13 protein-coding genes are annotated in these 14,421 nt (G+C 60.7%); 4 read left to right on the plus strand and 9 right to left on the minus strand.

All coding sequences use genetic code 11. From position 1 onward, the window contains the following. The first annotated feature begins 6 nt into the window (after positions 1–6). Positions 7–780, plus strand: a complete 774-nt coding sequence (gene hbdH / locus GPL81_RS13095) for a 3-hydroxybutyrate dehydrogenase (protein WP_160107052.1) — start codon at positions 7–9, stop codon at positions 778–780. 128 nt (positions 781–908) lie between these two features. After that, a complete protein-coding gene (locus GPL81_RS13100; protein WP_160107053.1) occupies positions 909–2,864 on the plus strand; it encodes an acetoacetate--CoA ligase in 1,956 nt (651 codons plus the stop codon). Positions 2,865–2,972: 108 nt separating this feature from the next. Here the strand turns inward: GPL81_RS13100 and GPL81_RS13105 are convergent, their stop codons facing one another. Continuing rightward, complete coding sequence (locus GPL81_RS13105; protein WP_160107054.1) at positions 2,973–4,082, minus strand: PilT/PilU family type 4a pilus ATPase; 1,110 nt, start codon at positions 4,080–4,082, stop codon at positions 2,973–2,975. Between the two features lie 118 nt (positions 4,083–4,200). Between GPL81_RS13105 and GPL81_RS13110 the strand changes: the two genes are divergently transcribed. Together GPL81_RS13110 and GPL81_RS13115 are read left to right on the plus strand one after the other, a co-directional pair. Next, complete coding sequence (locus GPL81_RS13110) at positions 4,201–6,738, plus strand: PAS domain-containing hybrid sensor histidine kinase/response regulator (RefSeq protein WP_160107055.1); 2,538 nt, start codon at positions 4,201–4,203, stop codon at positions 6,736–6,738. A gap of 64 nt (positions 6,739–6,802) precedes the next feature. Further along, positions 6,803–7,078, plus strand: a complete 276-nt coding sequence (locus GPL81_RS13115; RefSeq protein ID WP_007898282.1) for a peptidylprolyl isomerase — start codon at positions 6,803–6,805, stop codon at positions 7,076–7,078. Between the two features lie 139 nt (positions 7,079–7,217). Here GPL81_RS13115 and GPL81_RS13120 read toward each other — a convergent pair whose 3' ends face one another. The 8 genes from GPL81_RS13120 to GPL81_RS13155 form a co-directional block, all read right to left on the minus strand. Beyond that, positions 7,218–8,150, minus strand: coding sequence for a sugar kinase (locus GPL81_RS13120; RefSeq protein WP_160107056.1), 933 nt, complete (start codon positions 8,148–8,150; stop codon positions 7,218–7,220). 131 nt (positions 8,151–8,281) lie between these two features. After that, complete coding sequence (locus GPL81_RS13125) at positions 8,282–9,499, minus strand: amino acid deaminase (RefSeq protein ID WP_160107057.1); 1,218 nt, start codon at positions 9,497–9,499, stop codon at positions 8,282–8,284. A 39-nt stretch (positions 9,500–9,538) separates the two neighbouring features. Continuing rightward, positions 9,539–10,303, minus strand: a complete 765-nt coding sequence (locus GPL81_RS13130) for an IclR family transcriptional regulator (RefSeq protein WP_160107058.1) — start codon at positions 10,301–10,303, stop codon at positions 9,539–9,541. Positions 10,304–10,448: 145 nt separating this feature from the next. Further along, complete coding sequence (locus GPL81_RS13135; protein WP_160107059.1) at positions 10,449–10,838, minus strand: RidA family protein; 390 nt, start codon at positions 10,836–10,838, stop codon at positions 10,449–10,451. Between the two features lie 30 nt (positions 10,839–10,868). After that, positions 10,869–11,663, minus strand: a complete 795-nt coding sequence (locus tag GPL81_RS13140; protein ID WP_096511861.1) for an amino acid ABC transporter ATP-binding protein — start codon at positions 11,661–11,663, stop codon at positions 10,869–10,871. Then, positions 11,660–12,322: an amino acid ABC transporter permease gene (locus GPL81_RS13145; RefSeq protein WP_160107060.1), complete on the minus strand. Its 663-nt coding sequence runs from the start codon at positions 12,320–12,322 to the stop codon at positions 11,660–11,662. Before GPL81_RS13145 ends, GPL81_RS13140 begins: the two co-directional genes overlap by 4 nt. A gap of 8 nt (positions 12,323–12,330) precedes the next feature. Continuing rightward, positions 12,331–12,993 (minus strand): amino acid ABC transporter permease, encoded by a 663-nt coding sequence (locus GPL81_RS13150; RefSeq protein WP_007941741.1) that lies wholly within the window; start codon positions 12,991–12,993, stop codon positions 12,331–12,333. Between the two features lie 51 nt (positions 12,994–13,044). Then, the gene (locus GPL81_RS13155) at positions 13,045–13,893 is read right to left on the minus strand and encodes a transporter substrate-binding protein (protein ID WP_160107061.1); all 849 of its coding nucleotides are present in this window, start codon (positions 13,891–13,893) and stop codon (positions 13,045–13,047) included. Positions 13,894–14,421: the final 528 nt, after the last annotated feature.

A 14,421-nucleotide genomic window follows, 5' to 3' on the forward strand; every position in this document is an offset into this window, starting at 1 on the left:
GTATTCATGACGACTCTTACGGGCAAGACCGCACTGGTCACCGGTTCCACCAGCGGCATCGGCCTGGGCATCGCCCTCAGCCTGGCCAAGGCTGGCGCCAACCTGATCCTCAATGGTTTCGGCGATGCCTCAAAGGTGATCGCGGAGGTTGAACAGTTTGGTGGCAAAGTCGGCCACCACCCCGCCGACGTCAGCGACCCGGCGCAGATCGCCGACATGATCGCCTACGCCGAGCGTGAATTCGCCGGCGTCGACATTCTGGTCAACAACGCCGGCATCCAGCATGTGGCGCCGGTGGACGAGTTCCCGGTGGAGCGCTGGGATTCGATCATTGCCATCAACCTGTCGTCGGTGTTTCACAGCACCCGCCTGAGCCTGCCGGGCATGCGCGCCAAGGGATGGGGCCGGGTGATCAACATCGCCTCGGTGCATGGCCTGGTCGGTTCGACGGGCAAGGCCGCTTATGTCGCGGCCAAGCATGGCGTGATCGGGCTGACCAAAGTGGTCGCCCTGGAAACCGCCACCAGCAACGTCACCTGCAATGCGATCTGCCCGGGCTGGGTGCTGACGCCGCTGGTGCAGAAACAGATCGATGATCGCGCCGCGACCGGCATTGATCCGCAGCAGGCACAGCACGACTTGCTGGCGGAGAAACAGCCATCGCTGGAATTCGTGACCCCGCCGCAATTGGGTGAGCTGGTGCTGTTTTTGTGCAGCGAAGCCGGTAGCCAGGTGCGGGGCGCGGCGTGGAATGTGGATGGCGGGTGGTTGGCGCAGTGATCAAGCGCTAGACCGCGTTATCGTTCATCGCGGGCAAGCCTTGCTCCCACAAGAGCGCCTCGGACCTGTGGGAGCAAGGCTTGCCCGCGATCGAGTGCGCAGCACTCGCCAACAAGAAGAGGCAAATCATGTCCGAAATACTGTGGCAACCCAGCCCCGAACGCATCGGCAAGACCCGCATGGAAGCCTTTCGGCGCTTCATCATTGCGCGACATCACCTGCACCTCGACGACTACCCCGCCCTGCACCAATGGTCCATCGACCATCGCCAGGACTTCTGGCAAGCGATCGTCGACTTCTTCGATATCCGTTTTCACCAACAACCCGATGCGGTACTGGTGGAAGGCCGGCAAATGCCCAGCGCCGAATGGTTCCCCGGCGCAACCCTGAACTTTGCCGAGCACTTGTTGCAGCGCCGCGACGATGCCGTGGCAGTGGTCGCCGTGGCGGAAAACGGTCAGCGCGAACACTTGACCTGGGCCGAACTGGCCGAGCATGTCGCCGGTTTCCAAAACGGTTTAATTGCGTCGGGGGTGGGCCTGGGCGACCGGGTCGCCGCGTGCATGCCCAACACCTGGCAGACCCTGGTGGCCATGCTCGCCACCACCAGTCTCGGGGCGATCTGGTCTTGCTCATCGCCGGACTTCGGCACCCAGGGGGTGATCGACCGATTCGGCCAGATCGAGCCGAAAGTGCTGGTCACCTGCGCCGGCTACCGCTACGCCGGCAAGGCGATCGACCAGACCGTCAAGGTCAACGAAATCCTCGAACGCCTGCCGTCGTTACGCCAGTTGGTCATCGTGCCTTACGCACGCCCTGAAGCGCGCATCGAGGACTTCCGCACCCAGGCCAATGTCACGCTATGGGACGATTTCTACTTCCCCGGCGGCGATCCGGATTTCGTCGCCGTCCCCTTCGCCCATCCCCTGTATGTCCTCTATTCCAGCGGCACCACGGGCGTACCCAAATGCATCATCCACAGCACCGGCGGCGTACTGCTGCAACACGTCAAGGAACACGGCCTGCATTGCGATCTGGGTCCCGGCGAGCGTTTGTTCTACTACACCACCTGCGGCTGGATGATGTGGAACTGGCTGGTCTCGGCCCTGGCGGTGGGCAGTTCCGTGGTGCTGTACGACGGTTCGCCGTTTCACCCCAATCCCGAACGCTTGATCGACCTGATCGACGACGAACGCATCAGCGTCTTCGGCACCAGCCCCAAGTACCTAGCGACTCTGGAAAGCAGCGGCGTGAAGCCAAGGCAAAGCCATGACCTGGGCAGACTGAAAACCCTGCTTTGCACCGGTTCCGCGCTGTCGCCGCAAAGCTACGACTACGTCTATCGCGACTTCAAGGTTGATGTGTGCCTGGCGTCGATGTCGGGCGGCACGGATATCGTCTCGTGCTTCGTCAATGGCAACCCGTGGCAGCCGGTCCGTCGTGGTGAAATACAGGGCAAGAGCCTGGGTATGGCCGTGGAGGTGTGGAACGACGAGGGTCAGCCGGTGATAGGCGAAAAAGGTGAACTGGTGTGCACCCGGCATTTCCCGGCAATGCCCATCGGTCTTTGGCACGATCCTGACGGCGAAAAGCTGCGGGCCTCGTATTTCAGCCAGTTTCCCGGCGTCTGGGCCCAGGGCGATTACGCCGAACAACTGCCCCATGGGGCCATGATGATCCATGGGCGCTCCGACGCAGTGCTCAATCCCGGTGGCGTGCGCATCGGCACGGCGGAAATCTATCGCCAAGTGGAAAAAGTCCCGCAGGTGCTCGACAGCGTGGCCATCGGTCAGCAATGGCAGGACGACGTGCGGGTGGTGCTGTTCGTTCGCTTGCATGACGGCGTGGCACTGGATGAAGCGCTGCAACAGCAGATCCGCCAGGTCATTCGCGCCAACACCACACCGCGCCATGTGCCGGCGAAGATCGTTGAGGTCACGGACATCCCCCGGACAATCAGTGGCAAAATCGTCGAATTGGCGGTGCGCAATGTGGTGCACGGGCAGAAGGTGAAAAACACCGATGCACTGGCCAACCCCGAGGCACTGGAGCAATTTCGCGAGCGTCCTGAACTCAAGGATTGAACACCGCCCCCCCTGTAGGAGCTGGCTTGCCAGCGAAGAGGCCCTGAAAAATGATGCAAGATTCAAGGCCGCCTTCGCTGGCAAGCCAGCTCCTACACAGAGTATGTATCAGTCCATGAGTCCCCAATCACCCGATGGTGCGTGCGTACCGGGTGAGGTTTCAGCGTGCAGTTTCAACCGCAAGCGCAAATTGTTGGCCGAATCCGCATGCTTCAACGCCTCTTCCTCTTCAATGACCCCTTCTGCAACCAACTCGAACAACGCTCCGTCAAACGTCTGCATCCCCAACGCCGCTGATTTTTCCATCACCCCCTTGAGTTCGGAAAACTGGTTAAGCCGGATCAGATCGCCAACGGTTGGTGTCCCCAGCATCACCTCCACCGCCACCCGTCGTTGCCCGTCACGACTGCGCACCAGCCGTTGGGATACACAGGCCTTGAGGTTATTGCCCAGGTCATGGAGCAGTTGCCCGCGGCGCTCTTCGGGGAAGAAGTTGATGATGCGGTCAAGCGCCTGGTTGGCGTTATGGGCGTGCAGCGTGGAGATCACCAGATGCCCGGTGTCGGCGAAGGCCAAGGCATGTTCCATGGTCTCGCGGTCGCGGATTTCGCCGATCAGCACCACGTCCGGCGCCTGACGCAGGGTGTTTTTCAACGCACTATGGAAGCTGCGGGTGTCGACGCCGACCTCACGCTGATTGATGATCGATTGTTTGTGCCGGTGGATGTATTCGATCGGGTCTTCGATGGTGACGATATGACCACGGCTGTGACGGTTGCGATGATCGATCAGGGCCGCCAGCGACGTGGACTTGCCCGAGTCGGTGGCGCCGACGAACAGCATCAGGCCTTGCTTGAGCATCACCGTTTCAAGCAATACCGGTGGCAACTTGAGGTCTTCGAAACGCGGTATGTCGAGCTTGACGTTGCGCACCACCATGGACACATCGTTGCGCTGCTTAAAGATATTGACCCGGAAGCGTCCAACCCCCGCCCGGGAGATCGCCAGGTTCATTTCCAGCGCCCGGTCGAACTCCCGGCGCTGTTCGGCGTCCATGATGGACGCGGCAATCGCCGCGATGTCCCCCGGCTTGAACGCCTGGTCCGCCAGGGGCGTGAGAACACCGTCGAACCGCGCACTGGGTGGCGCACCGGTGGACAGATAAAGGTCGGAGCCATCCTGGCTGGCCAGGCGTTTTAACAACGCATCGATTTCCATGGCAAAAAGCACCCGCGAAGCATTCAATTGGCAGAAATGACCCGGACCGGGTCAAAGCAGTGATTGCCTGGCAAGCATAGTAGACGCCGCCACCCCGACTTATGTGCAGGACACCTTGATGAACGCATCACCCAACGCCAGCGATGCCCAGGCCTTGATTGCCCGACTGGACTGGACAAACACGCCGCTGGGCGAGGCCAGTACCTGGCCGCAGAGCCTGCGCACCGCCGTGGACATCGTGATCCATTCGCCGATGCCGATGCTGTTGCTCTGGGGGCCACAGCTGACGCAGATCTACAACGACGGCTTCGCCCTGATGGCGGGCAGCAAGCATCCGCACGCTTTCGGACAGCCAACACACCAGATCTGGCCAGAACTCAGAGACTTTACCGACCCGATTTACAGCGCCGTCCTACAGGGCCAGGTGCGGACCTACAGCGAACAGCGCTTCACCCTGCAGCGCGATGGCAAGGATTCCGATTTCTGGCTCGACCTGACCTACAGCCCCATCCGCGATGAAAATGCGGAAGTCGCCGGGATCCTGGTCACCGCCATCGAAACCAACGAACGCCGGCGCATTGCCCTCGAACTGGAACAACGCTCAGCTGCCAGCCTCAAGGCGCAACAGGACACCGAAGAACGCCTGCAACTGGCCCTGTCTGCCACCGACGCGGTCGGCACCTGGGATTGGGATATCAGTGAGGACCGTTTCATTGCCGACGCGCATTTCGCGCAATTGCATGGCATCGATCCGGCCATGTCTGGCCAATTGCCAATCAGCGCGTATCTGCACGGTGTTCACCCCGAAGACCGCGCCTTGATCGCCCGCAGCATCAAGCATTGCATCACCCAAGGCAGCGAATACGCCGAGGAATATCGCCTGTTGCAACCCGACGGTCAGCTGCGTTGGGTGTTCGCCCGCGGGCGTTGCTACAAGGACCACCATGGCCGGCCGATCCGCTTCCTTGGCGCCGCCCTGGACCTGACCGATCGCAAAAACACCGAGCAGGCCCTGCGCCAGAGTCAGACCGAGTTGCAGTTGATCATCAATGCCATGCCGATCCTGATCAGCTACGTCGACCGCGAGGAACGCTTTCGCCTGAACAATTCCGCTTATCTGGACTGGTACGGCCTGACGCCCCAGGAGCTCTACGGCAGGACGATTCGCGAGGTGTTGGGCGATGAAGCCTACGCCTTGCGCGCTGAGCACATCGCCCAGGCGCTGGCCGGCAGGTCCTGCTCTTTCAGCATCGACACGCCGCACCGTGACGGCAGTATCCGGCACGCCCTGATGAATTATTTACCGCGCCACGGCGCGGACGGCGCGGTGAACGGTTTTTATATCTTTGTGATCGACGAAACCGAACGCAAAAAGACCGAAGAAGCCCTGCTCAACCTCAACGAAACCCTCGAAGAGCGGGTTGCCGCCCGCACCCAACAACTGGCGGAAACCAACCAACGCCTGCAAAACGAGATGTACGAACGCGAACGTGCCGAAGACGCCCTGCGCCATGCGCAGAAAATGGAAGCGGTCGGCCAGCTCACCGGCGGCATCGCCCACGACTTCAACAACATGCTCACCGGGATTATCGGCAGTCTCGACCTGATGCAACGCTACCTGGCCGATGGGCGCACCGAGGACATCGGCCGTTTCGCCGAAGCCGCCGTGTCTTCGGCGAAACGCGCCGCCGCCCTGACCCATCGCCTGCTGGCATTCTCCCGGCGTCAATCGCTGGACCGCAAGCCAATCAATGCCAACGATCTGATCCATTCCCTGGAAGACCTGTTCAGCCGCACCAAGGGCGACCATATCCAGCTCAAGCTGCAACTGGCCGAGGACGCCTGGCCGGTCAGCACCGATGTCAGCCAACTGGAAAACGCGCTGCTCAACCTGGTCATCAATGCCCGGGACGCCATGCCCGATGGCGGCGAATTGTGCATCGAAACCGCCAACGTCTATCTCGACGGCAGCGACGTCTACATTCTGGAGCCGGTCAAGGCGGGCGATTACCTGATGATCGCTGTCAGTGACAACGGCACCGGCATGACGCCGAAGATATTGGCCAAGGCCTTCGATCCTTTCTTCACCACCAAACCCATCGGCCAGGGCACGGGGTTGGGTCTGTCGATGATTTACGGGTTTGCCCAGCAGTCGGGCGGCCACGTCAGCCTGTTCAGCATGCCCGGCCAGGGCACCAGCGTGCGCCTGTACCTGCCGCGCCTACACACCATGGAGCCGGTAGACGACCTGTCGCCCGACATCGGCGAAGCGCCGCCGGCGATTGCCGGGGAAACCGTGGTGCTGGTGGAGGACGACCCGGCGGTGCGCATGCTGGTGCTCGACCTGCTCAAGGAACTGGGATATCACGCCCACGAAGCGGAAGATGCGAAAACCGCCCTGCCCTTGCTCGAATCCGATTTGCGGGTTGATCTGCTGGTCACCGATGTCGGCCTGCCGGGCATGAATGGCCGACAACTGGCGGAAATCGCCCGCCAGCATCGCCCGCAACTCAAAGTGCTGTTCATGACCGGCTACGCGCAAATGGCTGCCGAACGCCAGGGTTTCCTCGAGGAAGGTATGGACATGGTGGCCAAACCGTTCTCCATTGATCTGTTGGCCAACAAGATTCGCACGATGATCGGCCAGGCCGAGTGACTTAGGGCATAATCGCGCGCTCTTTTTTCCGTCAGTGTCACCACCGTTGCAAGGTAATCGTTCCATGAAAGCTCAGGCCCGCCACATTCTGGTGAAAACCTCGGAAGAAGCCGAGCAGCTCAAACAACGCATCGCCAAGGGCGAAGCCTTCGACGTGCTGGCCAAAAAATATTCCACCTGCCCCTCCGGCAAACGCGGCGGCGACCTGGGTGAAGTGCGGCCGGGGCAGATGGTCGGGGTGATCGATGCGGTGATCTTCAAAAAGCCGCTGCGGGTGGTGCATGGGCCGATCAAGAGTAAGTTCGGGTATCACCTGGTGCAGGTGTTTTACCGGGATTGATGGGTTGGCTTGAGGGCCTTTTCGCTGGCAAGCCAGCTCCCACAGGATCTGTGCCATGGCTACTATCTACGGCAACTTGTAATCCCTGTGGGAGCTGGCTTGCCAGCGATCCGATGGCGCAGCCAGCGGCCATACCCCATTACTTGGGGATGAGTGCACCGGGCACCTGAATCACCCGGCTCGCCAACAAATGCCCTGCCTCGGCCGCCTCCACCGGACTCCCTCCCTTGAGCCGACTGGCCAGATACGCCGCGCTGAACGAATCCCCCGCCGCCGTGGTGTCCACCACCCGCTCGACTTTCTGCGCCGGCACTTCAAATGATTCGCCGTCACAAAAGATCAGACAGGCCTCGGAGCCGCGCTTGAGCACCACTTCAGGCGTGCCAATCTGCTCGTACGCGGCAAACACCGCCGCGCAATCGGCAAAATGGAACAGCGCCTGCTCGTCATCCACAGTCAGCAATGCCAGGTCGACATAAGGCAGCACGCGGCGATAAGCGGCCCTGGCCTCTTCGACCGAAGCCCACAGCCGTGGCCGGTAGTTGTTGTCGAAGACGATCCGCGCATCCCGTTGCCGGGCCTCGATCAGGGTTTCCAGCAACTTTTCCCGACCTTGCACGCCCAGCACCGCCAGGGTGATGCCGCTGAAGTACAACACGTCGTAATCCGGCAGCGCCGCCAGGATCGGCACGGCCGCCGGGGTGGTGAAGCAATCGCGCACCGCCGCCTCGTTGCGCCAGTAGAGAAAACGTCGTTCGCCGGCGGCGTCGGTCTGGATGCAATACAGACCCGGCAAGCGGCCAGGCAAGCGTTGGACCATGTCCAGGCCGATATTCTCGTCGGCCCAGCTCTGGCACATGGCATCGCTGAAACTGTCATCGCCCAGGGCGGTGACGTAATCCACGCTGCCGGCTGCGCCCAGCTCACGGGACAGATAGACCGCGGTATTCAAGGTATCGCCGCCGAAACTCTGTTGCAGGCTGCCATCGGCGCGATGTTGCAACTCGATCATGCATTCACCGATCAGGGCGATGCGTGGGGCATCGGGCCCCAGGGTGTTGATGGTGTTCATGGGTGCCGGGTCTCTGATGTTTCTTTGTTGTCTGGGCCGGCCTCATCGCGGGCAAGCCTTGCTTCCACAGGACTGGTGTCGCTCTTGTGGGAGCAAGGCTTGCCCGCGATGGCCGCACCTCGGTTTCAAGGTTAGAAACAGGTTTCCATGTTCTCGATGACGTTCAATTGCTCATCCACCAGACACCCCGTGCGCCATTTGTCGAACGTCAGGCACGGGTGCGAGGTGCCGAACGAAATGATGTCGCCCACGCGCAATTCAATCCCCGGCGCCACCGTCATGAACGCATGCTGGTCCATCACTGCCGTCACCTTGCAGGCGCCAACATCGTCACCCTTGGCCGGCACCACGCCGGCTTTATAGCGCATCAGCGGCACCGGCAAACCGGCGTCGTAGGCCACGTCGCGCTTGCCCAGGGCGATCACTGCGAAGCCCGGCTCCGGCAACGACTGCACATGGGCCCAGACTTCCAATGCCGGACGCAGGCCTTCATGCAGATCGCTGCGACGGTCGAGCACGCAGCATTGCGCCTCTTTGTAGATACCGTGGTCGTGGGCCACATAACTGCCCGGACGCAACACGCTGAGGAAACGCCCGGCGGCGTTCTGCGCCTCAAACTCCTCGGCAATCAAGTCGTACCAGGCCGAGCCGGAAGCGGTGATGATCGGTTTGGCGATGGCAAACGCGCCGCTGTCCTGCAACTGCACCGCCAGACGCACCAGTGAGCCGGCGAACGCGCGAATGCCGCTGACAGCGTGATCGCCATGGATCACCCCTTCGTAACCTTCGATGCCGGTCAGGGCCAGTGCCGGTTGTGCGGCGATAGCCTTGGCCAGGTCCAGTACTTCCTGTTCGCTGCGGCAACCGCAACGACCGCCGACCACGCCGTACTCGATCATCACGTTCAGGCGCACGCCACGGGAGGCGAAGTAGGCGCCCAGATCCGCCACGTTGTCCGGGTGGTCGACCATGCAATAGAAGTCAAACGCCGGGTCGGCCAACAGGTCGGCGATCAATGCCATGTTCGGCGTGCCGACCAGTTGGTTGGCCATCAATACCCGACGTACTCCATGGGCATACGCCGCACGGGTTTGCGTGGCGCTGGCCAGGGTGATGCCCCAGGCACCGGCGTCCAGTTGGCGGCGGAACAGCGCCGGGGTCATGCTGGTCTTGCCATGGGGCGCCAGTTCCGCGCCGCTGTCGCTGACGAAGGCCTGCATCCAGCGAATGTTGTGTTCCAGCGCCTGGCGATGCAGCACCAGTGCCGGCAGGCTGACGTCACGGACCAGGTTGGCGCCGGTCTGGGCAAAGCCCTTTTCCACGGCGGCAGTATTAGGGGCAGAAGACATGGTTGAACTCCTCACATTCGCGGCCGCAAGCAGCCGCTGTTATTCGTTGATGCGACGGGCCAGGCTGTTCGCACTGTCGATCAGCACCCGGCGGTAATCGTTGAAATGAGTCTTGGCATCGGCACGCGGAGCGACGATGCACAGGGTGCAAATGGCCACGCCATTGGGGTCTTTGACCGGGGCGGCGAAGCAATGGGTAAAGGTGTCGGCAACGCTGTCGAAAGAGAAAAAGCCGTCGATGCCGGCCTGGCGGATTTCCTGCAGGAACTGCTCAAGCGGCAAGCGTTCGCCGTTGGGCAGGATGAAGTCGTCGTGGTCGATCAGGTCGACGATTTCCTCATCGCTCAGGTGCGCCAGCAGCAGGCGCCCGGACGCGGTCCAGGGGATCGGCGCGTTCTCGCCGATGTCCGAGGAAATACGAAAATGCCGCTCGCCCTCCTTCATCAGCGCCACGGTGTATTTGCGCCCGTTGAGCAAGCACATCTGCGCCGTTTCGCGGGTCTGGCTGACGATCTCCTGCAAGGCATGATCGGCCTCGCGGGTCAGGTCGAAATGGCGCAAATGCGCCTGGCCGAGGAAGTACAGTTGACGGCCGAGGTAGACGTGGCCGTCCTTGCCGACCGGCTCCAGAATCCGTCGTTCCAGCAGCGAGGCAACCAGTTCATAGACCGTGGATTTGGGGCTTCCGATGCCGCTGGCGATTTCATTCGGGCGCAGGGGCTGGCCGATCTCCTTGAGGAAGTCGAGGATATCGAACGCCCGGTCCAGACCGCGTGCCCGGCGCTTGATGGTGTCTTCGGTCATGTCAGTGGTTCCCCTTGAAAATGCCGGGAGTTTAACCAGAGTGCTGCGGCGACTGTTAGGCCGCCATCGCGAGCAAGCATTGCTCCCACAAGATCGGCGAAAAACCTGTGGGAGCAAAGCTTGCTCGCGATGGGCGCGACTCGGTTCAGGCCTTTTTCTTGTAGGCGATGCAGTCGATCTCGACCTTGCAGTCGACCATCATGGTCGCCTGCACACAGGCCCGGGCCGGTGCGTGTTCAGACTTGAAGTACTCGGAGAAGACCTTGTTGAAACTCGTGAAATCCCGCGGATCTTCCAGCCACACGCCAGCACGCACCACATCTTCCAGGCCATAACCGGCCTCTTCCAGAATCGCGATCAGGTTCTTCATGGTCTGGTGCGTCTGCTCGACGATGCCACCCACAATGATCTCGCCATCCTTCGCCGGCACCTGGCCGGAGACGTGCAGCCAGCCATCGGCTTCAACGGCGCGGGCGAAAGGACGCGGCGTGCCGCCAGCGGCGGTGCTGCCGGTGCCATAACGAGTAATGCTCATGAGTGTTTCTCCTGATTGAAAATTGAGTGTTTAAAACCGCGTGCTTTTGAGAAATTCAGCCAGACGCGGCGATTGCGGGCGCTCGAACAGGTCCTTGGGCGGCCCCTGCTCTTCGATGCGCCCCTGATTCATGAAAACGATCTTGTCCGAAACCTCGAAGGCGAAGCGCATTTCGTGGGTCACCAGCAGCATGGTCATGCCATCGTCCGCCAGCCCCTTGATCACGTTGAGCACTTCGCTGACCAGCTCCGGGTCCAGCGCCGAAGTCACCTCGTCGAACAGCATCAGGCTCGGGTTCATCGCAATCGCCCGGGCAATCGCGACGCGTTGTTGCTGACCGCCGGACAACTGGCCGGGGTAGTGATCGCGACGCTCTAGCAGGCCGACTCGCTCCAGCCACTTTTCCGCCAGGGCCACCGCCTCGTCCTTGTGCAGCTTTTTCACCTTGAGCAAGCCCAGGGTGACGTTCTGCAACGCGGTGAGGTGCGGGAACAGGTTGAACTGCTGGAACGCCATGCCGGTCATGGCGCGATGGCGGGCAATGACTTTTTCCGGGTGGCGGATGCGTTTGCCGTTGACCTCGTCATAACCGATGGATTCGCCGTCGAGCAGGATCTGCCCGCCCTGGAACTCTTCGAGCATGTTCACGCAGCGCAGCAGCGTGGTCTTGCCCGAACCGCTGGATCCGATCAGCGTCACAACGTTACCGCGCTGCATGGTCAGATCGACGCCCTTGAGCACTTCGAGGTGGTCGTAACGTTTGTGCAGGCCGCGAATGTCCAGCAGGGGCTGGCCGTTCTGTGGGTTGATTTGAGTCTGAGTCATGGCAAGGCCACCCGCTTTTCAATGTGCCGGCCGAGTAATTCGATGCCGTAGTTGATGACGAAGAACAGAAAACCGGCGAACAGGTAGAACTCCAGGGTCATGAAGGTCCGGGCGATGATCTGCTGGGTGCTGAGCAGCAACTCGGCCACGCCGATCACCGACAGCAGCGTCGAGGCCTTGACGATCTCGGTGGACGAGTTGACCCAGGTTGGCAAAATCTGCCGCATCGCCTGGGGTAGCAGCACGTAACCGAGCGCCTGAAAAAACGTCAGGCCGATGGCCTTGCTCGCTTCCATCTGCCCGCGCGGCAATGCCTGCAATGCACCGCGCACGATCTCGGCGACGTGGGAGCCGCAAAACAGCGTCAGCCCCAGGGCTCCAGCCTGAAATGCGCTGATCTGCCAGCCCAGCGCCGGCGCCATATAAAAGCAGGCCAACACCAGCACAAACACCGGCGTGCCGCGAATCACATCGACATAGAAACGAAACGGCGCGCGCATCCAGAACTTGCCGTAGGTCAGCACCAGTCCCGCGAAAACGCCCACCACTGTGCCCAGCAAAATCGACAGCGCCGATACCTGCACACTGGTCAGAAAACCTTGCCACAAGGGTTCCCGCGCCACCCACAACTCATGCAACCAACTGGGGGATTCGTACATGGGGCCTCCTATCGGCGGATCGCCAGGCGCTGTTCGAGGTAGCGCAGCATCATGGCAATGAGGTAACAGGCCGCCACATAGAGCGCCGTGGTCACCAACCAGGTTTCAATCACCCGGTAGCTCTCGACATTGATCTTGCGCGCGTAATAGGTCAGCTCCGGCACGGCAATCGCCGCTGCCAGCGAGGTGTCCTTGAACAGCGAAATGAAGTTGTTCGACAAGGCCGGCAAGACATTGCGCAACATCACCGGTACGGTGACGTAGGCCTTGACCTGCCACTCGCCCAAGCCAATCGCCAGACCGGCTTCACGCTGGCCCTTGGGAATGCTCAGCAGGCCACCGCGGAACACTTCGGTCAGGTACGCCCCGGCATACAGCGACAGGGTGATGATGAACGAGGGAATCTTGTCCAGACGAATCCCCAGGCTCGGCAACGCGAAGTAGATCAACAGAATCAACACCAGAATCGGCGTGTTACGGATCACCGTGACATACACCGATGCCAGCACCCGCAAGGCGCGGTGCTTCGACAACAAAGCAAACGCCATCAGCAGGCCGATCACGCAGCCGATGGCGATCGACACCAGCGCCAGTTCGAGACCCAGACCGAGCCCCGCCAGCAAGGTGTCGAAATCGCGCCAGACGGCGGCAAAGTTCAACTGATAGTTCATGGTCGGCAGTACCTTGAGCGGGGCGATCAGAGTCGCCCCACTCTCACGGGATCATTTGAATTCGACGGGGAAACCGATGGCCGGGGTCGGCAGGTCTACACCGAACCATTGCTTGAACGATGCCGCGTAGGTCGGGAATTCAACGCCGGTCATGGCTTCATGCAGGGTGGTGTTGACGAAGTTCAGCCAATCCTGATCGCCGCGCTTGACCGCACAGGCATAGGTTTGCGGGCTCCAGGCATAAGCCGGGCTGCGATAGCGCCCCTGGTTCTGCACCATCAGGTATTTGACCGACGACTGATCGGTGGCCGCCGCGTCGGCGCGTCCCGAGTTCACCGCCTGGTACATCAGGTCCACGCTGTCGTACTGATCGACCTTGGCCTTGGGCAATGCCTGGTGCACCAGCTCTTCGGCATACACGTTTTGCAGCACCGCCACGGTCAGGCCATCGCCGGCGGCTTTCATGTCGTCGATTTCCTTGTACTTGCTGTTGGCCGGCAACAGCAGGCCGACGCCTTCGCGGTAGTACGGCAGGGTAAACGCCACCTGCTGGGCACGGCTGGCGGTCACGGTGATGAACTGGCAGCTCATGTCGACCTTGTCGGTCAGCAAGTTGGGAATCCGTGCATCGGACGACTGCACCACGAACTCGACCTTGCTCGGATCGTTGAACAGCCCCTTGGCCACCATGCGCGCGATATCGATATCGAAGCCCTGCAACTTGCCATCCGCGCCCTGGAAGTGCCACGGCGCATTGGTGCTGCCGGTGCCCACAATCAGTTTGCCGCGGGCCAGAACACTATCGAGCTTGCTGTCCGCCGCCTGGGCCACGCCCATGACAGCAGCTGATGCTGCGAAAACAAAAACACACGCATTGAACAAGGATGGTCGGCGATGCATGGCAAGCACTCCAGGATGATGTTTATTCCGCTATACCGGAACTTGGTATGTAACAACGGAATAGACAGCAGAAAGTGTGCCATAGGTTGTGGGAGGTGTGTTGGGGAGATTGAAAAGTGTTTTGAATCAGATGGATGCGTATAAACGCAAAGTGGTGTTACGTAATGCACAGTTTTCGGATGCGCTACCGTTGGCTACGGAAGGCGGGTATCAGGTTCACAATTGGAGCGTGATGGAATGAAACGGAACATTAATGTCTACGTACCTTTCAGATGACCCAATTCATAAATCATCGATTGAAACCTTAATGGTGGGGTCGGTTTCTCGCTCTACACACAACGCAATCAACTCCAAATCCTCCATGTAATTCGTAATAGCCTCATGCTCATTGGCAGCGACAGAACAGACCGCTCGACCGCTACGCTTTAGGATCACAACAGATAGGCCTCTGCCGATGGCGACAGTACTCCGATGAACATCGGACCTCTTACCTTTTTGCATACAAAGCCTCGGCCGCTATCTGTAAGT

The organism is Pseudomonas izuensis, from assembly GCF_009861505.1.
GTDB lineage: Bacteria > Pseudomonadota > Gammaproteobacteria > Pseudomonadales > Pseudomonadaceae > Aquipseudomonas > Aquipseudomonas izuensis.